The sequence below is a fragment of the Stappia sp. G46H5W genome (genome assembly GCF_058448995.1).
Genome location: NZ_JBZFLL010000003.1, coordinates 97,831 through 113,172, shown reverse-complemented (window position 1 = coordinate 113,172; position 15,342 = coordinate 97,831). Strand labels below are relative to the sequence as shown.

Sequence of the window (15,342 nt, the reverse complement as noted above, 5' to 3'; positions counted from 1 at the left end):
TGGAGAGAGCCGTCGCGGCTTTCCGCTTGGCGTGGAGGGCGCAAGGCGCTATTCCAGCGGGATCATCGATACCTTTGTGACAGCCAGCCGGGGCGCTCGCGAGCCATGAACGACCTTGCCGACAGTGTGGAGAGCGACGTTCTCGCGCTCTATCGCAACGCGCCGTCCTCGGTCGGCTTCAAGAAGCTGCGCAAGCGGCTGCTGCGCGAGACGCGCGAGACCATCGCCCGCCATGCCATGGTGGAGGCTAGCGGCGAGCGGCCGCGCTGGCTCGTCTGCCTGTCGGGCGGCAAGGACAGCTACACGCTGCTGGCCGTCCTGCTGGAGCTGCAGTGGCGCGGGCTGCTGCCGGTGGATCTGCTCGCCTGCAATCTCGACCAGGGCCAGCCGGGCTTCCCCTCGCACATCCTGCCCCAGTTCCTGAGCGAAAACGGCATCCCGCACCGGATCGTGCGGCAGGACACCTATTCCATCGTCACCTCGAAGATCCCGGAAGGGCGCACCTATTGCTCACTCTGTTCGCGGCTGCGCCGGGGCCTGCTCTACCGCACGGCGCGTGAGGAGGGGTGTCAGGCGGTGGTGCTGGGCCATCACCGCGAGGATGCGCTGGAGACCCTGTTCATGAACCTCTTCCACGGCGGGCGGCTGTCGTCCATGCCGGCGAAGCTGGTCAATGACGAGGGCGACCTGATGGTCCTGCGGCCGCTGATCGCCTGCGCGGAGGACGACATCGCGCGCTTTGCCCGTGCGATGGAGTTCCCGATCATCCCGTGCGACCTGTGCGGCAGCCAGGACGGGCTGCAGCGTGCCGAGGTCAAGCGCATGCTGCAGGGCTGGGAGCAGGAGAGCCCCGGCCGCCTTGCCACCATGGCCAAGGCGCTGACGCAGGTTCGCCCCTCGCATCTGCATGACATCCAGCTGTTCGATTTCGCCGGTATACGTCCTGGTGCTGCCGATGCGGCAGCGTCCGGCGGCGAGGCGGAGGAGCCCTGCGCTGCCGGCCTTGCCATGACGCGGACGCTGTTCGCCGCCGAATAACCGACCCTTCCAGACCGCTGCCCGCGCCGGGAGGACCGCCTCCCGGCCGCGGCTTTCTTTTGCGTCCGTCGCGGCGCGACACGACACGACCCGGAACCGACCATGACCAGCCTTCGCCCTTGCGGCATCGACTTCGGCACCTCCAACTCCACCGCCTCGCTGCTCCAGGGGGACGGCACGGCGCGGCTGCTGCCGCTGGAGGGGGACAGCGTCGTGCTGCCGAGCACGATCTTCTTCTCCTTCGAGGATGCGCATGTGCGCTTCGGGCGCGATGCGGTCTCCACCTATGTGGAAGGCATCGAGGGACGCCTGATGCGGGCGCTGAAAAGCGTGCTCGGCTCCAGCACCATGTCCGAGAAGACGACGATCCGGGCGCAGCGCTGGACCTTCGGCGAGATCATCGGTCTTTACCTGGCGCAGGTGAAGCACCGGGCCGAGCAGGCCGCCGGCCATGCCTTCGAGGAGGTGGTGCTCGGCCGTCCCGTGCGCTTCGTCGACGAGAACGACGAGGCCGACAAGCGGGCCGAGGCGGAGCTGGAGGCCATTGCCCGCAAGGTCGGGTTTACCTCCGTCGCCTTCCAGTTCGAGCCGATCGCCGCCGCGCTCGACTATGAGCGCGCGGTGACGCGCGAGGAGCTGGCGGTGATCGTCGACCTTGGCGGCGGTACCTCGGATTTTGCGGTGGTGCGCGTGTCGCCGGAGCGGCGGGCGAAGACGGACCGGCGCGAGGACATTCTCGCCAGCACCGGCATTCACATCGGCGGCACGGATTTCGACCGGCTGCTCAGCCTTGCCCGGGTGATGCCGGAACTCGGCTACGGCACGCCCTCGCGCGACCCGCGCCGCGACCTGCCGAACTGGGCCTATTTCGAGCTCGCCACCTGGCACCGGATCAACTTCCTCTACGCCCCGCAGATCGACACGCGGCTGAAGGACCTGCGGCAGGATGCGGCCCGGCCGGAGCTGGTCGACCGGCTGATGTCGGTGGTGTCGGAGCGGCAGGGCCATGCGCTGGCCGGCGCGGTGGAGGCCGCCAAGATCGCGCTGTCGCACGAGGAGCTCTACCGGCTTGCGTTCCCGCTGCGTGGCGGCGCGCTCGATGTGGACGTGTCGCGGTCCGATCTGATCGACGCGATCAGCCAGGCGGTTGCGGGCGTGGAAGGGGCGTTGTCGGGGTGCTTGGCACAGGCGGGCGTTGCGGCCGGGGATATCTCCTCGGTGTTCCTGACCGGCGGCTCGGCGTCGGTGCCCTTTGTGCGGGAGCGGCTGACCGGCTTGCTGCCGGGCGCAAGGGTGGTGCAGGGCGACGTGTTCGGCAGCGTCGGGGCGGGTCTCGCCCTCGACGCTGCACGCAAATACGGATCGGGCTGAGCTGCGGGGAAGCGGCTACGATCCGTTGCTGGCGGTGGTCAGGCCGTGGTCGGACCCGGCGGGCTGGTTGCGCACCAGGATGACGAGAGCTGCGGAGGCTTCGGCGGCACCCTTGGCCGCAACGCCCCCATGGGCGCGGCAGGTGTCGGCATCGCTGAGGCCGTTGGCTGACGGGGCGAAGACGGTGAGGTTCACGCAGGAGATACGGCGCAGGCCTGCATCCGATTCCTGCGCCATGGTCGCAAGACCGAGACCCAGGCTGAGGGCGATACCGGCAACGGCAAGCTTTGCGATGCGCATCTGTCGTTCCTTTCGGTGACGGGAACCCCTGTTCAACCGAGGACTAGCACCCTCTCACTGATCCTAGCCTGAAATGCGTGTTCATCTGGCATTCATCGTGAGTGATTCGGCAAAATTTGCCTAGCCGACAATTTTTGCAAAAAGAAAGGGCGGATCGACTTCGATCCGCCCATTATTAACTCTTTATTAACCTGTTTGATCAGGCGGACTGACGGGTCGAGATGCCCTTTTCAGCGAAATGCGACTGCAGTTCCTGGTTCTGGAACATCTCGCGCACGATGTCGCAGCCGCCGAGGAACTCGCCCTTCACGTAGAGCTGGGGAATGGTCGGCCACTGGGAGAACTCCTTGATCCCCTGGCGCAGCTCGTCGTCCTCCAGCACGTTGATGCCCTTGTAGGGCACGCCGACGTAATCGAGGATCTGCACGACCTGACCGGAGAACCCGCACTGCGGGAAGGTCGGAGTGCCCTTCATGAACAGCACGACGTCGTTGGTGTCGACCTCGTTCTTGATCCACTGCTGAATGCTCATGTCACTGTCCTTTCGTTCTGCCGGGTCAAGGTCCGGCGACCGTGGAATGCCCGGTGTCCTGTTGCGGATTACTCGGGAGCGCTGGTCTGCAGGGCGAGCGCGTGCAGCTCCCCGCCCATGTTGCCCTTGAGCGCCTGGTAGACCATCTGGTGTTGCTGGACCCGCGTCTTGCCCTGGAATGCCGAGGAGATCACCACCGCGGCGTAATGGTCGCCGTCACCGGCGAGATCGCGGATTTCGACCTGCGCATCGGGCAAGGCTTCCTTGATGAGAGCCTCGATCTCGCGCGCCTGCATTGCCATGCGTTCCGTCCTTCCCTCTCCGGGGCGGCCTATGCCGGCGGCCCGCCCCGATACCCTCAAAGTTCGAGGACGGGCGCTCAGGCGCCCGTCATGTAGTGCGGGAACCAAGTCTCGTGGGTCTCGCGCAGCTTTGCAACGGATATGGTGAGAATGTCCTCAACCGTCAAATCGCTGCCCTCGACCTGGCCGATCTCGACGATCTCGAGCCCCGCGTCGAGCGCATCCTCCAGCACCGAGGCGGCCTCATCGGTGTTGAAGGTCAGCACGTAGCGGCCCTGGTCCTCGCCGAACAGCGCGGCATGGGCCGGGGCGGGCACCTTGACCCGCGCGCCCTTGTCGCCCGCCATGGCCATCTCGGCCAGCGCCACGGCAAGGCCGCCGGAGGAGATGTCGTGGACGGCGGTGACGCGCCCGGCGCGGATCAGATCGCGCACGAAGTCGCCGCGGCGGCGCTCGGCGGCAAGGTCCACCGGGGGCGGTGCGCCTTCCTCGCGGCCCAGGATGTCGCGCAGATAGGCGCTCTGGCCCAGATGCGTGCCATGGCCGCCGATCACCGCGACCACGTCGCCCTCGTTGGCAAAGGCTGCTGCCGCGCGGCGGGACAGGTCCGGCAGAAGGCCGACGCCGCCGATGGCCGGGGTCGGCAGGATTCCCTCGCCGCTGGTCTCGTTGTAGAGCGAGACGTTGCCCGAGACGATCGGGAAGTCGAGTTCGCGGCAGGCCTCGCCGATGCCCTTGATGGCCCCGACCAGCTGACCCATGATCTCGGGCCGCTCCGGATTGCCGAAGTTCAGGTTGTCGGTCGCGGCCAGCGGCTCGGCGCCGACGGCCGTCAGGTTGCGCCAGCATTCGGCGATGGCCTGCTTGCCGCCCTCGAAGGGATCCGCTTCCACATAGCGCGGGGTCACGTCGACGGTGAAGGCCAGCGCCTTGCCCTCGGTGCCGACGCGGATGATGCCGGCATCGCCTCCCGGAGAGGCGAGCGTGTTGCCCTGCACCAGGGTGTCGTACTGCTCGTAGACCCAGCGGCGCGAGGCGCCGTTGGCATTGCCGACGAGCGTCAGGAGGGCGGCGGCATAGTCGTCCGGCTCGGCAATGGCGCTGGCGGCCAGCACCTCGCGCTTGGGGCTTTCGACCCACGGACGGTCGTATTCCGGCGCCTCGTCGCCCAGCTCCTTGATCGGCAGGTCGGCGACGGTCTCGCCCTGGTGGTTGACGATGAAGCGCAGCGTGTCGGTGGTGATGCCGACGATGGCGAAGTCCAGCCCCCACTTGCGGAAGATGGCCTTGGCCTCGTCTTCCTTCTCGGGCTTGAGCACCATGAGCATGCGCTCCTGGCTCTCCGACAGCATCATCTCGTAGGCGGTCATGCGCTCCTCGCGCACCGGCACCGCGTCGAGGTCGAGCGTGATGCCGAGATTGCCCTTGGCGCCCATTTCCACGGCCGAGCAGGTCAGGCCGGCGGCGCCCATGTCCTGGATCGCGACGACCGCGCCGGTCGTCATCAGCTCCAGGCAGGCTTCCAGCAGGCACTTTTCGGTGAAGGGATCGCCGACCTGCACGGTCGGGCGCTTCTCCTCGATGGTCTCGTCGAACTCGGCAGAGGCCATGGTGGCGCCGCCGACGCCGTCGCGGCCCGTCTTGGCACCGAGATAGACGACCGGCAGGCCGACGCCCTCGGCCTTGGACAGGAAGATGCCGTCCGCGCGGGCGATGCCGGCGGCAAAGGCGTTGACCAGGCAGTTGCCGTTGTAGCGCGCGTGGAACTCGACCTCGCCGCCGACCGTTGGGACACCGAAGGAGTTGCCGTAGCCGCCAACGCCCGCGACGACACCGGAGACGAGGTGCTTCGTGCGCGGATGCTCGGGCGCGCCGAAGCGCAGCGCGTTCATCGCCGCCACGGGCCGCGCGCCCATGGTGAAGACGTCGCGCAGGATGCCGCCGACGCCGGTCGCAGCGCCCTGGTAGGGCTCGATGTAGGAGGGGTGGTTATGGCTTTCCATCTTAAAGACCACGACCTCGCCGTCGCCGATATCGACCACGCCGGCATTCTCGCCCGGGCCTTGGATGACGCGGGGGCCGGTGGTCGGCAGGGTCTTGAGCCACTTCTTCGACGACTTGTAGGAACAGTGCTCGTTCCACATGGCCGAGAAGATACCGAGCTCGGTAAATGTCGGCTCCCGCCCGATCAGCGCCAGAATGCGATCGTACTCGTCCGGCTTGAGGCCGTGGGCCTCGACGAGCTCGGGAGTGATGGCGATGTCGTTGGGGATCATGGGGGCCTGCAACCTCGAAAGCGGAAGATGCCGCCCGTTTAGCAAACCGGAGGGACAAAGGGAATTGTAGACATGCCTCTTCCGCGTTCCCATCTATCCACAAGGCGCGCTTTATGCTCCCCATCGTCGGCCATCCGCTTCCTTCCGCCGCAGCTCCTGCCTCCGCCACACCAGAACGGACCATCCGCATGCGTCGTCTCCTGCTGATCCTGAATGGCAAGTCCTCCCAGCGCGAGGACGTGCGCGAGGCCGTGGAGCGGTTGCGCACCGAAGGGCACGAGGTCCGTGTCCAGGTGACCTATGACGGGGACGATGCGACGCAGTTCGCGCAGGAAGCCGTGCGGCGCGATCCGGGCGAGCGGCCGCAGGTGATCGTCGCCGGCGGCGGCGACGGCACGGTGAACCAGGTGGTCGCGGCGGCGCTGGAGGCCGATCCCGCCACCGACTGCGCCTTCGGCGTGTTGCCGCTGGGCACGGCCAACGACTTTGCCACCGGCCTCGGCCTGCCGGTCCACGATCTCGTCGCCGCGCTGAACCTGTGCGCCACCGGAACGCCGCAGCCCATCGATGTCGGGCGCATCAACGGGCGGGTCTTCGTCAATGTGGCGAGCGGAGGCTCGGTCACGCGTATCACCCGCGAGACCGATCCGCGCGCCAAGCGCCTGCTCGGCGGCGCCGCCTATCTCATTGCCGGTGCCAGCCGGCTCGGCGAGCTGACGCCGATGCACGCCACCTTCAATGCCGACGGATTTTCCTGGGAGGGCGACTTCATCGCCATGGCCATCGGCAACGGCCGGCTGGCCGGCGGCGGCGTGCCGCTTTGCGCCGATGCGCGTATCGACGATGGCCGCCTCGACCTGACGCTGTTTCCCCAGCCCGAGGCGGAGCATCTGGTGACGCTCCTGTCCGGCCTGCTGCGCGAGGCCGACAGCCAGTTCGACGGCTATGCCCGCAAGGCGAGCTTCACCCGCCTGACCATCGAGGCCGAGGAGGATCTGGCCATCAACCTCGACGGAGAGCCGATGTCGGCAAGCCGGCTCGAGGTTGCCGTCGAGCCGGGAGCCTTGCGCTTCATCACCGGGCAGTAAGGCCCGGCGTCAGACTGCGCCGGTGTATTCGCCGCGCGCCGGATAGTCGTTCTTGCGCACGAAATCGAGTGCGCCGACCATCTCCTGGAAATGAGGGCGCACGAAGGGCATCGTCTGCACAGAGGCGAAGTAGAGCGTGCCGTCAGTCCGCACCAGGAACACGCCCGGCTCGGAGAAGAGCTCCGGCTCCTCGATGCCGATGGACGTCGTGCCGCGCCCGGCCGACGTGTAGAGCCCCCAGTCGCGGGCGACCTGCAGCGGCAGGCCGTAGCCGATGCGCAGGGCCTGCGCCCCGATCTTCTCTGCCATCGCCTCTGCTCGCTCCCTGTCGTCGGAGGACAGGGCCAGCGTCGTCACGCCGCGCTCGGCAAAGGCCGGCGTCAGGCGCTCCAGTTCCTTCAGGTAGGTGGCGCAGATCGGGCAGTGCAGGCCGCGATAGAAGACGACGAGCGTCGCGAAGTCCGGGGCCTCGGCGGCAAGGTCGAAGCGGCCGTGAGCGAGCGTCTCCAGCGCGAGAGCGGGAACCTTCTGACGGGGAAGCAGGGACATGGGCGTCCTTTCGAAACTTTGCTTGGCGGGCGGTCGTCGCCGGCCATCCTTGTTGGCCTGTGCAAGATAATGTATGAACGGAAAAGTTCAGTCCGCTTTTCATGATCGAGAGTTCAATGAACGATGCCAGCATGCCGCAAGGGCGCGTCGACCGGCTGTCGGCCCTGATCGACCGGTTCCGTATTTCCGCCTGCGTGCTGGGCAGTGCCTTGCCGCCGGGCGAGCCGGCGCATCTGTTGCTGACGGGGGACGAGACCCTCGATGAGAACGAGCCGCTGGTGCTGCGGCGGCTGGTGTTCCGTGTCGACGGCACGCGAGAGGGCTGCCGGCTGCAGGGACGCCTGGCGGTCGCGGCACGGGTCGATCTCGGCGGACCGGGTTCGCCGCTTGCGACCGCGCTGCCGGAGGAGGTCTGCATCGATCTTACCGAGGCCCCGGCGCTGGCGGCGGTTGCCGCCGTGTTGCACGAGGAGGTGACCAGCCCGCGTTGCGGCGGCAAGGCCATCGTCGACCGTCTGTGCGAGATCGTGGTGATCCGCTTCCTGCGCCATGCCATCGAGACCGGGCAGGCGCGGGACGGGCTGATCGCCGGGCTCGGCCATCCGCAGATCATGCTGGCGCTGGTCGCCATGCACGAGGCGCCGGAGCGGCGCTGGCGGCTGGAGGAGCTGGCGGGGATCTGCGGCATGTCGCGCACCGCCTTCGCCACCGGCTTCCGGCGCACGGTCGGCCAGACGCCGGGCGCCTATCTGCAGGCCTGGCGGCTGTGCCTTGCGCGGCAGGAGATTGCGCGGGGAGGGGTGTTGAAGAGCGTTGCCGGCCGTGTCGGGTTTTCCAGCGCCTCGGCCTTCAGCCGGGCCTATTCGCGGCAGTTCGGCCAGCCGCCCAGCGATCACGCCCGGGCGGGCTTTTCCAGCGCGTAGACCGCGTCCGTCGCCTCTTCCAGGCGGGCGGCAATCGCCACCTGGGCATCGAAAAGGCCGCGATTGTAGAAGGCGTTGCCGATTTCGGCGGCGATGAAGTCGAGAAAGGCCTCGGTCTCCAGCATGCCGGCCTCGGCGCCGAGTTCGTCGCGCAGATAGTCGCGCAGCCGGCGGGCGAGTTCCGCCTTTTCCTCAGCCTTGAAGGGAGACCCGGAGGCGGAACGGCTCATCGGTTGTCTCCCCTGTCTCGCCGCTTTCGCATCAGGCGGCGGCGAAGGCCCCGCAGATGCTCTCGAAGAAGGCGCGCCCGTCGGTGCTTGCCTGCTGCGCGTCGACGTAGTTTTCCGGGTGCGGCATCATGCCGAGCACGTTGCCGACCTCGTTGGTGATGCCGGCGATGTCGTTGATCGAGCCGTTCGGGTTGGTGCCGCTCGCATAGCGGAAGGCGACGCGATCCTCGCCCTCCAGCCGCGCGATGGTCTCAGCATCCGCAAAATAGTTGCCGTCGTGATGGGCGACGGGGCAGCGCCAGGTCTCGCCCTTGCGCATGCCGGTGGTGAAGCGGTTGGCCGTGGAGGCGGTCTCCAGCTGCACTTCGCGGCAGACGAAGGTCAGGCCCGCATTGCGCATCAGGGCGCCGGGCAGCAGGCCCGCCTCGGTCAACATCTGGAAGCCGTTGCACACGCCGAGCACCATGCCGCCGCGGGCGGCGAAGGCGCGGATCGCATCCATCACCGGCGCGCGGGCCGCGATGGCGCCGGAGCGCAGGTAGTCGCCGTAGGAAAAGCCGCCCGGCAGCACGACCAGATCGACGTCCGGCAGGCTGGTATCGGCATGCCACACGGCTTCGGGCTTGCGGCCGGAGACCAGCTCCAGCGCATGCATCATGTCGCGCTCGCGATTCGAGCCGGGGAAGGTGACGACGGCGGACTTCATGGCGGGAGGACTCCCTTTCGGATCACACCAGGATCGGTTCACACCAGGAACAGCGCGGCGGCGAGCGCCAGCGCGGCCGGCAGGGCGATGAAGACCGCTGCCTTGATCAACAGGAAACGCAGGACCCTGGCACTGTCTTCGTCCATGCCGGCCTCCCGCGTCTCGCTGCCCGCGTTGCGGGCGATCCCGTCAGAGGATCTCGATGTCGTAGTTCTCGATCACCGTGTTGGCGAGCAGCTTCTCGCACATGGCGGCGAGATCGGCGCGCGCGGTTTGCGCGTCGCGGCCGCCGATCTCCAGATCGAAGACCTTGCCCTGGCGCACGCTGTCGACGCCGGCGAAGCCGAGCGCGGCAAGGCCACCCTCGATCGCCTTGCCCTGCGGGTCGAGGACGCCGGATTTCAGGGTAACGGTCACGCGTGCTTTCATCGGGGAATGTCTCCGCAAGTCGGCGCCGGCGCGCGTTGGCGTCCGCCGGCTGGGCAGTTGGCCCGCTTCTAGCGCGACGACGCCCCCGATGAAAGCCCTTTTGCGACGCGCGGCCAACCGCCGCGCGCCAGGAGGTCCGGTATCGCGGCGTGCGGGGTTACTGGACGCGCTGGATGGTCGTCTGGGCGAAGAAGCGGGCGAGGTTGCGCTTGGCGATGCCCGGCGAGGTCGCAGCAGATGTCACCACAATTCCGCGGTCTCGCTGAATCACATTGCGGACGGCGAGATAGAGCTTCTTGCCATTCCTGTCCCGAAGCGTGACCAGATTTTCGAAACCCGAATAGGTGGGGGTGGTGATCTTGCGTGTCGAGGATGCGTTGACCTGCTTGCGGGATGCCACCTTCAGAACATCGAAGAGCTCGTCCACAAGGGCAGTGCTGATGATGTTCCGCTTGATCGCTTCCTCGACATTGCCCCTCTGGCGGGTGGGCGAGATGACCACCAGCTGGGGGGTGCTACAGGTCGGACGTGTGCAGAAATAGGCGGTATCGTTGCCGCTGCGTTGCGTCTTCCAGCCCGCCGGCGGGAAGTCGGTCTTCAGCGCTCCGGATTTCAATCCGCTAGTCTGGCATGCGGCGAGCATCAGGCCCGCGAAAAGGACGAGTACAATCTTCTGCCAGGAGCTCCCGGCCGACATAACCTTCATTGCAATTTCCCCAATCCATTTCAATGCGCAGGCAGATTAAGGGCCTCAGCCGAGGGTTGCAACGCGGGTGTGCGCCTGGCCGGCAGAAAAGCCTGACCGCAATCTCTAATCGGGTGTCGCGGCCCTCGTTCCCCGCCTACCAAGCCTGCCATTGCAACGGCGATGGAGGGTTTCATGCCGATACTGGAAGACAAGGTCGCGATCATCACCGGGGCGAGCTCCGGGCTGGGAGCTGCGACAGCACGGCTCTTCGCCGCGGAAGGCTGCGCCGTCGTTCTCGGCGCGCGGCGCCGGGGCGAGCTGGAGGAGGTTGCCGGGGAGATCGAGCAGGCGGGCGGCCGGGCGGCCGTGCTTGCCGGCGACGTGCAGGAGGAGGACTATGCCAGGGCGCTGGTCGATCTGGCGAAGGACCGCTTCGGCGGGCTCGACATCGCCTTCAACAATGCGGGCATGATCGGCCCCATGGCGCCGGCGCCGTCCCTGTCGCTCGCCGACTGGAACACGGTGCTCGCCACCAACCTGACCAGCGGGTTCCTCGGGGCGAAATACCAGATCCCGGCCATGGAGGAGCGTGGCGGCGGCTCGCTGATCTTCACGTCCACGTTTGTCGGCCATACGGCCGGCCTGCCGGGCATGGCGGCCTACGGCGCCAGCAAGGCCGGGCTCGTCGGCCTGACCAAGGTGCTGGCGGCCGAGGTCGGCGCGAAGGGGATCCGGGTCAACGCGATCCTGCCCGGCGGCATCGACACGCCGATGGGGCGCGAGGCCGCTTCGACGCCGGAGGCGCTGGCCTTCGTGGAGAGCCTGCATGCGCTCAAGCGCATTTCTTCGCCGCAGGAGGTCGCCGGGACCGCGCTCTACCTCGCCTCGCCGGCCTCCAGCTTCACCACCGGCACGGCGATGCTGGTCGACGGCGGCGTCTCGATCAACCGCACCTGACCTTGCGCGCAAGGCTTCCCCGAAAAGCCGAAAGCCCCGGCCGTTTCCGGTCGGGGCTTTCCTTGTCTTGTGCGTGCGAGGCGCGCGGCGATCTTACTTGACGAGCAGCTTACTTGACGAGCACCGGACCTGTGCCATTCGGCCGGTCGTTGTCGTTGAGGATGCCGAGGCGCCGGGCCACTTCCTGGTAGGCTTCCAGCATACCGCCGAGGTCGCGGCGGAAGCGGTCCTTGTCCATCTTCTCGTTGGACTGGATGTCCCACAGGCGGCAGCTGTCCGGCGAGATCTCGTCGGCGACGACGATGCGCATCATGTCGCCTTCCCACAGGCGGCCGCACTCGATCTTGAAGTCGACGAGACGGATGCCGACGCCCAGGAACAGGCCGGTCAGGAAGTCGTTGACGCGGATGGCCAGCGCCATGATGTCGTCCATCTCCTGGGGCGTGCACCATCCGAAGGCGGTGATGTGCTCCTCGGAGACCATCGGGTCGTCGAGCGCGTCGTTCTTGTAATAGAACTCGATGATCGACCGCGGCAGCTGCGTGCCTTCCTCGATGCCGAGGCGCTTGGACAGCGAGCCGGCGGCGACGTTGCGCACAACCACTTCCAGCGGGATGATCTCGACCTCGCGGATGAGCTGCTCGCGCATGTTCATCCGGCGAATGAAGTGGGTCGGGATACCGATCGCGTTGAGATGGTTGAAGATGTACTCGGAGATCCGGTTGTTCAGGACCCCCTTGCCATCGACAATCTCATGCTTCTTGGCGTTGAAGGCAGTTGCATCATCCTTGAAGTGCTGGATGAGCGTACCGGGTTCCGGGCCCTCATAGAGGATCTTGCCCTTGCCCTCGTAAATGCGCCGGCGGCGGTTCATAGGCACGTACCGTGTTTGAGAAAGAAAATCCATACTGGCGGAGACGCTCCGGTTGACTGCGGTCCCATGCCCTTTGTCGGACAATGTCTCGTTCGGCCGTGGCCGGGGTCGGGACGGTCATCGGAAGGGCGCGAGAACGGCAGATGCGCTTTCGGCCCCCCGCTCGATGGCGCGGAACCTACACGATCGCCCCGTAAAGTACAATGAAGCCGCTGAAGAGATTTTACGCGGTCCCGGCGACCCGGCAGGGTGTCCTGCGGCCCGCTCGCGGGGCGATGTCTGGACGAGCGGGAGCGGTGCGACCGATACGCGTTGATTTGGTGGGTCGCGAAGGATATGCAAGGGCTCATCGGATCCCCATATGATGGCGGCACCGCAATCGATTTCAGCGCCTGAGGGCGCCACCGCTAGAAGGCAGGAGACTGACGCATGAGCACCTTCGACCGTCGCGAGGAGGCCTTTGAATCCAAGTTCGCCCACGACGAGGAGCTGCGCTTCAAGGCGGTGGCCCGTCGCAACAAGCTGCTGGGCCTGTGGGCGGCCGAGAAGCTTGGCCTCGATGCCGACAAGGCCCAGGACTACGCGAAGGAAGTGGTCCGCGCCGATTTCGAGGAGCCGGGCGAGGAAGACGTGTTCCGCAAGATCCGCAAGGATTTCACCGACGCGGGCGTCGACCAGTCGGACCATCAGATCCGCCGGACCATGGACGAACTGCTGCATCAGGCGGTCGAGCAGATCCAGAACGAAGGCTGAGACACCCGAGGGGGCAGCGCAGGCGCGCTGCCCCTTTCGCGTTCAGCCCCCACAAGACACGAGCAGGTCCGCGCCAGGGTGCGGACCGCTGCCCGCCGGGCCCGGTTTCAAGGCCCTTCCCACCCCGCCATTTCGGAAAACCCCGCCATGACCGTTACCAAGCCCTCCCTTGCCGCCCGGCTTCGCGCCGACGAGACCGTCATCACCGCCTGGTCGACCATGGCCGTGCCGGTTCTGGCGGAGCTGCTGGGCCGCGCGGGGTATGGCGCGGTGACGCTCGACATGCAGCACGGCGCCCATGACATCGCCTCGATCCGCGAGGGCATCGCGGCTGCGCGCCTCGGCGGTGCCCATGCGGTCGTGCGTCCGCCGGTCGACGATTTCGCCACCGCCAGCCGCGCCTTCGATCTGGGCGCCGAAGCGGTGATCATGCCTATGGTCAATACGGTGGAAGATGCGCTGGCGCTGGTCGGGGCGAGCAAGTTTCCGCCCGTCGGCGTGCGCAGCTGGGGCCCGCATCGCGCGGCCATGCTGCAGGGCCTGACGCCGGCCGAGTATCTTGCCTCGGCCAACCAGGAGACGGTGGCCCTCGCCATGATCGAGACGCCGGCCGCTCTGGATGCCCTCGACGAGATCCTGGCGGTGGAAGGCCTCGACGGCGTCTTCATCGGCCCGGGCGACATGTCGCTGACCCTGTCGGAAGGGCGCGAGCTCAACCCCAGCAGCGACAAGGTCCAGACCATCGCCGCCGACGTGGCAAAGCGTGCGCGTGCTGCCGGCAAGTTCGCCGGCATCTTCTGCAACAACGCGGCGGATGCGAAGTCGGCGCGCCAGATGGGCTTCCGCTTCATCTCCCACGGCATCGAGATGTCGATGCTGCTGGAGATGGCCAAGGCCAGGCTCGCCGAGCTGGACTGACGGTCTCCCGTTCCGGAATTTCCTCGATGCGCCGCCCGGTCACCTGCCGGGCGGCGTTTTCATGCGTGGAATCCCTGATGGGCAATCTCCCCAATGGGCAAACCCCCATGAGGTCGGGTGTCGCATTATCCCCGGCGGACCGGGCACTAGGATGGCAGATGGTGACGGGGCAGCGAGCTTGAGGGAAAGACGCGCCCCCGACCCTTGATCGGGAGTGTCTGTCATGTGGAAGCTAGCTGCCGTCCTCTTCATCGTCATCGGTCCGACCCTGGCCGGCGCCTTCGCGCTGGTGCCGATGACCTTTTACGGCATCAACGCCTTCGAGCCGTGGCTGCTGGCCGTCTTCGCCGGTGTCGGCCTGCTGCTCGCCGTTCCGGTGGCCCTGCTGGTCGCCCGGCGTCTCGTCGCGATGATGGGGCCGCGGCCGCGCGCCTTGTAAGGGCGCGCGGGAAAGGGTCGGGCGAGCGCGTCAGGCGCGGCCGATATAGCTCTTGAGGTCGTTCTGCAGGTTGTCGAGCGGCGGCTTGCCGTTCTTCAGCAACGGCTTTTTCGCCGGCGCGCAGCCGGGGGAATAGGGCTTGGCCGCATCGCGCGGCAGCGGCTTCAGGACCTTCGCGGTCGCAAGGCCGAACACGTCGCCGCGCTTGGTGTCGAGCGTGAAGAATTTCTGGTTGTGGAAGCTGCCGCACTGGAAGCCGGCGGGCGCGTCCTTCATCGTCGGGTTGTAGGTGCCGGGACCGTAGTCGTAGCAGACCTGCAGCATGTCCTTGCTGTCGTCCAGCTTCCAGCGCCCTTCCAGGATGCGGGGGTTGCCGGGATACCAGAGCCAGGAGCGACCGTCCGCCGAGGTGTAGGAGATCTGCGTGCCGTGGCCGGGCATGTAGGAGACGCTGGTGCGGTCGGCCATCAACTCCGGTGCATCTGCTTCCGTGTAGCGCGTCACGCCGCGCAGCCGGTCCTTTTCCACGATGGCGCGCGCCGCCGGTGAATCGTTCTCGGTATTGCCGCAGGTGCTCTTCCGGTCGTCGATAGCGGTTCGGATTTCCCGGTATCTCGCCTTGGCTTCGGGGTCGGGACCGTCGCAGGCGGTCAGTGCCGTCAGTGCGACCAGAAGTGTTGCTTGGAAGATGGACCTGTCGCAATTCATGAAAAACCCCTGTCGAAAGATCTGTTGCATGTCGGGTTGGCGCCCGGCGTTGCACAGGCAAGCGCACTACCGAAAATGTCCGAGCAGGGTCCGTATTGTCGCGACAGCGCCACCCGTCCGGCTTGTGCATCCTTTATCATCGTGTATTGAAAGTAGCGTTTGGGTGTCAACGATTGCGGGCTACTGCCGAAAGAATTGTTGGCGGATCAATCCACTTGGGGGCGTTGTGAGATCTCTTTTTGTTTTGTTTCTCTCGGTTTT

At 66.8% G+C, this 15,342-nt stretch carries 20 protein-coding genes; 8 read left to right on the top strand and 12 right to left on the bottom strand.

The window, feature by feature from the left end; translation table 11 throughout:
- Window positions 1-105: 105 nt before the first annotated feature.
- Together ttcA and ACVJ6E_RS10760 are read left to right on the top strand one after the other, a co-directional pair.
- Window positions 106-1,038 (top strand): tRNA 2-thiocytidine(32) synthetase TtcA, encoded by a 933-nt coding sequence (gene ttcA, locus ACVJ6E_RS10765; protein WP_120267308.1) that lies wholly within the window; start codon window positions 106-108, stop codon window positions 1,036-1,038.
- Window positions 1,039-1,140: 102 nt separating this feature from the next.
- Window positions 1,141-2,409 carry an Hsp70 family protein gene (locus tag ACVJ6E_RS10760; RefSeq protein WP_120267309.1) on the top strand — a complete coding sequence of 423 codons (1,269 nt, stop codon included), beginning with the start codon at window positions 1,141-1,143 and terminating at the stop codon, window positions 2,407-2,409.
- 15 nt (window positions 2,410-2,424) lie between these two features.
- On the opposite strand, the gene ACVJ6E_RS10755 is transcribed toward ACVJ6E_RS10760, so the two are convergent.
- From ACVJ6E_RS10755 to purL, 4 genes are all read right to left on the bottom strand, one after another.
- Entirely contained in the window at window positions 2,425-2,709 is a 285-nt protein-coding gene (locus ACVJ6E_RS10755) for an antitermination protein (protein ID WP_120267310.1), read from the bottom strand.
- Between the two features lie 199 nt (window positions 2,710-2,908).
- Window positions 2,909-3,241 (bottom strand): Grx4 family monothiol glutaredoxin, encoded by a 333-nt coding sequence (gene grxD, locus ACVJ6E_RS10750; RefSeq protein WP_120267311.1) that lies wholly within the window; start codon window positions 3,239-3,241, stop codon window positions 2,909-2,911.
- A gap of 68 nt (window positions 3,242-3,309) precedes the next feature.
- Window positions 3,310-3,543, bottom strand: a complete 234-nt coding sequence (locus ACVJ6E_RS10745) for a BolA family protein (RefSeq protein ID WP_067216905.1) — start codon at window positions 3,541-3,543, stop codon at window positions 3,310-3,312.
- Window positions 3,544-3,620: 77 nt separating this feature from the next.
- Window positions 3,621-5,819 carry a phosphoribosylformylglycinamidine synthase subunit PurL gene (gene purL, locus ACVJ6E_RS10740; RefSeq protein WP_120267312.1) on the bottom strand — a complete coding sequence of 733 codons (2,199 nt, stop codon included), beginning with the start codon at window positions 5,817-5,819 and terminating at the stop codon, window positions 3,621-3,623.
- A 188-nt stretch (window positions 5,820-6,007) separates the two neighbouring features.
- Between purL and yegS the strand changes: the two genes are divergently transcribed.
- Entirely contained in the window at window positions 6,008-6,907 is a 900-nt protein-coding gene (gene yegS / locus ACVJ6E_RS10735; protein ID WP_208996607.1) for a lipid kinase YegS, read from the top strand.
- 9 nt (window positions 6,908-6,916) lie between these two features.
- Here the strand turns inward: yegS and ACVJ6E_RS10730 are convergent, their stop codons facing one another.
- Window positions 6,917-7,456, bottom strand: coding sequence for a peroxiredoxin-like family protein (locus ACVJ6E_RS10730; protein WP_120267313.1), 540 nt, complete (start codon window positions 7,454-7,456; stop codon window positions 6,917-6,919).
- 116 nt (window positions 7,457-7,572) lie between these two features.
- Here ACVJ6E_RS10730 and ACVJ6E_RS10725 point away from each other — a divergent pair, with 116 nt between their 5' ends.
- Entirely contained in the window at window positions 7,573-8,379 is an 807-nt protein-coding gene (locus tag ACVJ6E_RS10725) for a helix-turn-helix transcriptional regulator (protein WP_120267314.1), read from the top strand.
- Here ACVJ6E_RS10725 and ACVJ6E_RS10720 read toward each other — a convergent pair.
- The 5 genes from ACVJ6E_RS10720 to ACVJ6E_RS10700 all read right to left on the bottom strand — a co-directional run bounded on the left by ACVJ6E_RS10720 (window position 8,349) and on the right by ACVJ6E_RS10700 (window position 10,450).
- A complete protein-coding gene (locus tag ACVJ6E_RS10720; protein ID WP_120267315.1) occupies window positions 8,349-8,609 on the bottom strand; it encodes a DUF2164 domain-containing protein in 261 nt (86 codons plus the stop codon). The genes ACVJ6E_RS10725 and ACVJ6E_RS10720 overlap by 31 nt on opposite strands.
- Window positions 8,610-8,640: 31 nt before the next feature.
- Entirely contained in the window at window positions 8,641-9,315 is a 675-nt protein-coding gene (gene purQ / locus ACVJ6E_RS10715) for a phosphoribosylformylglycinamidine synthase subunit PurQ (RefSeq protein ID WP_120267316.1), read from the bottom strand.
- Between the two features lie 38 nt (window positions 9,316-9,353).
- Window positions 9,354-9,461, bottom strand: coding sequence for a phosphoribosylformylglycinamidine synthase-associated small membrane protein (locus tag ACVJ6E_RS10710; RefSeq protein ID WP_199680979.1), 108 nt, complete (start codon window positions 9,459-9,461; stop codon window positions 9,354-9,356).
- 43 nt (window positions 9,462-9,504) lie between these two features.
- The gene (purS, locus tag ACVJ6E_RS10705) at window positions 9,505-9,744 is read right to left on the bottom strand and encodes a phosphoribosylformylglycinamidine synthase subunit PurS (protein ID WP_120267317.1); all 240 of its coding nucleotides are present in this window, start codon (window positions 9,742-9,744) and stop codon (window positions 9,505-9,507) included.
- Window positions 9,745-9,901: 157 nt separating this feature from the next.
- A complete protein-coding gene (locus ACVJ6E_RS10700) occupies window positions 9,902-10,450 on the bottom strand; it encodes a hypothetical protein (protein WP_120267318.1) in 549 nt (182 codons plus the stop codon).
- Between the two features lie 174 nt (window positions 10,451-10,624).
- On the opposite strand from ACVJ6E_RS10700, the gene ACVJ6E_RS10695 reads away from it, so the two are divergent.
- Window positions 10,625-11,389 (top strand): SDR family oxidoreductase, encoded by a 765-nt coding sequence (locus ACVJ6E_RS10695; protein WP_120268298.1) that lies wholly within the window; start codon window positions 10,625-10,627, stop codon window positions 11,387-11,389.
- A 109-nt stretch (window positions 11,390-11,498) separates the two neighbouring features.
- On the opposite strand, the gene purC is transcribed toward ACVJ6E_RS10695, so the two are convergent.
- Entirely contained in the window at window positions 11,499-12,296 is a 798-nt protein-coding gene (gene purC, locus ACVJ6E_RS10690) for a phosphoribosylaminoimidazolesuccinocarboxamide synthase (RefSeq protein WP_067216881.1), read from the bottom strand.
- A gap of 396 nt (window positions 12,297-12,692) precedes the next feature.
- On the opposite strand from purC, the gene ACVJ6E_RS10685 reads away from it, so the two are divergent.
- The 3 genes from ACVJ6E_RS10685 to ACVJ6E_RS10675 all read left to right on the top strand — a co-directional run bounded on the left by ACVJ6E_RS10685 (window position 12,693) and on the right by ACVJ6E_RS10675 (window position 14,373).
- The gene (locus ACVJ6E_RS10685; RefSeq protein WP_120267319.1) at window positions 12,693-13,016 is read left to right on the top strand and encodes a DUF1476 domain-containing protein; all 324 of its coding nucleotides are present in this window, start codon (window positions 12,693-12,695) and stop codon (window positions 13,014-13,016) included.
- 147 nt (window positions 13,017-13,163) lie between these two features.
- Entirely contained in the window at window positions 13,164-13,934 is a 771-nt protein-coding gene (locus ACVJ6E_RS10680; protein ID WP_120267320.1) for an aldolase/citrate lyase family protein, read from the top strand.
- Window positions 13,935-14,157: 223 nt separating this feature from the next.
- The gene (locus tag ACVJ6E_RS10675; protein WP_067216874.1) at window positions 14,158-14,373 is read left to right on the top strand and encodes a hypothetical protein; all 216 of its coding nucleotides are present in this window, start codon (window positions 14,158-14,160) and stop codon (window positions 14,371-14,373) included.
- A gap of 30 nt (window positions 14,374-14,403) precedes the next feature.
- Here the strand turns inward: ACVJ6E_RS10675 and ACVJ6E_RS10670 are convergent, their stop codons facing one another.
- On the bottom strand, window positions 14,404-15,081 hold the full coding sequence (locus ACVJ6E_RS10670) for a hypothetical protein (RefSeq protein WP_120267321.1): 678 nt from the start codon (window positions 15,079-15,081) through the stop codon (window positions 14,404-14,406).
- Between the last annotated feature and the right edge of the window lie 261 nt (window positions 15,082-15,342).

Coding starts and splice junctions, on each gene's coding strand:
- ttcA (WP_120267308.1), top strand. CDS start 106: ATGAACGACCTTGCCGACAGTGTGGAGAGCGACGTTCTCGCGCTCTAT.
- ACVJ6E_RS10760 (WP_120267309.1), top strand. CDS start 1,141: ATGACCAGCCTTCGCCCTTGCGGCATCGACTTCGGCACCTCCAACTCC.
- ACVJ6E_RS10755 (WP_120267310.1), bottom strand. CDS start 2,709: ATGCGCATCGCAAAGCTTGCCGTTGCCGGTATCGCCCTCAGCCTGGGT.
- grxD (WP_120267311.1), bottom strand. CDS start 3,241: ATGAGCATTCAGCAGTGGATCAAGAACGAGGTCGACACCAACGACGTC.
- ACVJ6E_RS10745 (WP_067216905.1), bottom strand. CDS start 3,543: ATGGCAATGCAGGCGCGCGAGATCGAGGCTCTCATCAAGGAAGCCTTG.
- purL (WP_120267312.1), bottom strand. CDS start 5,819: ATGATCCCCAACGACATCGCCATCACTCCCGAGCTCGTCGAGGCCCAC.
- yegS (WP_208996607.1), top strand. CDS start 6,008: ATGCGTCGTCTCCTGCTGATCCTGAATGGCAAGTCCTCCCAGCGCGAG.
- ACVJ6E_RS10730 (WP_120267313.1), bottom strand. CDS start 7,456: ATGTCCCTGCTTCCCCGTCAGAAGGTTCCCGCTCTCGCGCTGGAGACG.
- ACVJ6E_RS10725 (WP_120267314.1), top strand. CDS start 7,573: ATGAACGATGCCAGCATGCCGCAAGGGCGCGTCGACCGGCTGTCGGCC.
- ACVJ6E_RS10720 (WP_120267315.1), bottom strand. CDS start 8,609: ATGAGCCGTTCCGCCTCCGGGTCTCCCTTCAAGGCTGAGGAAAAGGCG.
- purQ (WP_120267316.1), bottom strand. CDS start 9,315: ATGAAGTCCGCCGTCGTCACCTTCCCCGGCTCGAATCGCGAGCGCGAC.
- ACVJ6E_RS10710 (WP_199680979.1), bottom strand. CDS start 9,461: ATGGACGAAGACAGTGCCAGGGTCCTGCGTTTCCTGTTGATCAAGGCA.
- purS (WP_120267317.1), bottom strand. CDS start 9,744: ATGAAAGCACGCGTGACCGTTACCCTGAAATCCGGCGTCCTCGACCCG.
- ACVJ6E_RS10700 (WP_120267318.1), bottom strand. CDS start 10,450: ATGAAGGTTATGTCGGCCGGGAGCTCCTGGCAGAAGATTGTACTCGTC.
- ACVJ6E_RS10695 (WP_120268298.1), top strand. CDS start 10,625: ATGCCGATACTGGAAGACAAGGTCGCGATCATCACCGGGGCGAGCTCC.
- purC (WP_067216881.1), bottom strand. CDS start 12,296: ATGGATTTTCTTTCTCAAACACGGTACGTGCCTATGAACCGCCGCCGG.
- ACVJ6E_RS10685 (WP_120267319.1), top strand. CDS start 12,693: ATGAGCACCTTCGACCGTCGCGAGGAGGCCTTTGAATCCAAGTTCGCC.
- ACVJ6E_RS10680 (WP_120267320.1), top strand. CDS start 13,164: ATGACCGTTACCAAGCCCTCCCTTGCCGCCCGGCTTCGCGCCGACGAG.
- ACVJ6E_RS10675 (WP_067216874.1), top strand. CDS start 14,158: ATGTGGAAGCTAGCTGCCGTCCTCTTCATCGTCATCGGTCCGACCCTG.
- ACVJ6E_RS10670 (WP_120267321.1), bottom strand. CDS start 15,081: ATGAATTGCGACAGGTCCATCTTCCAAGCAACACTTCTGGTCGCACTG.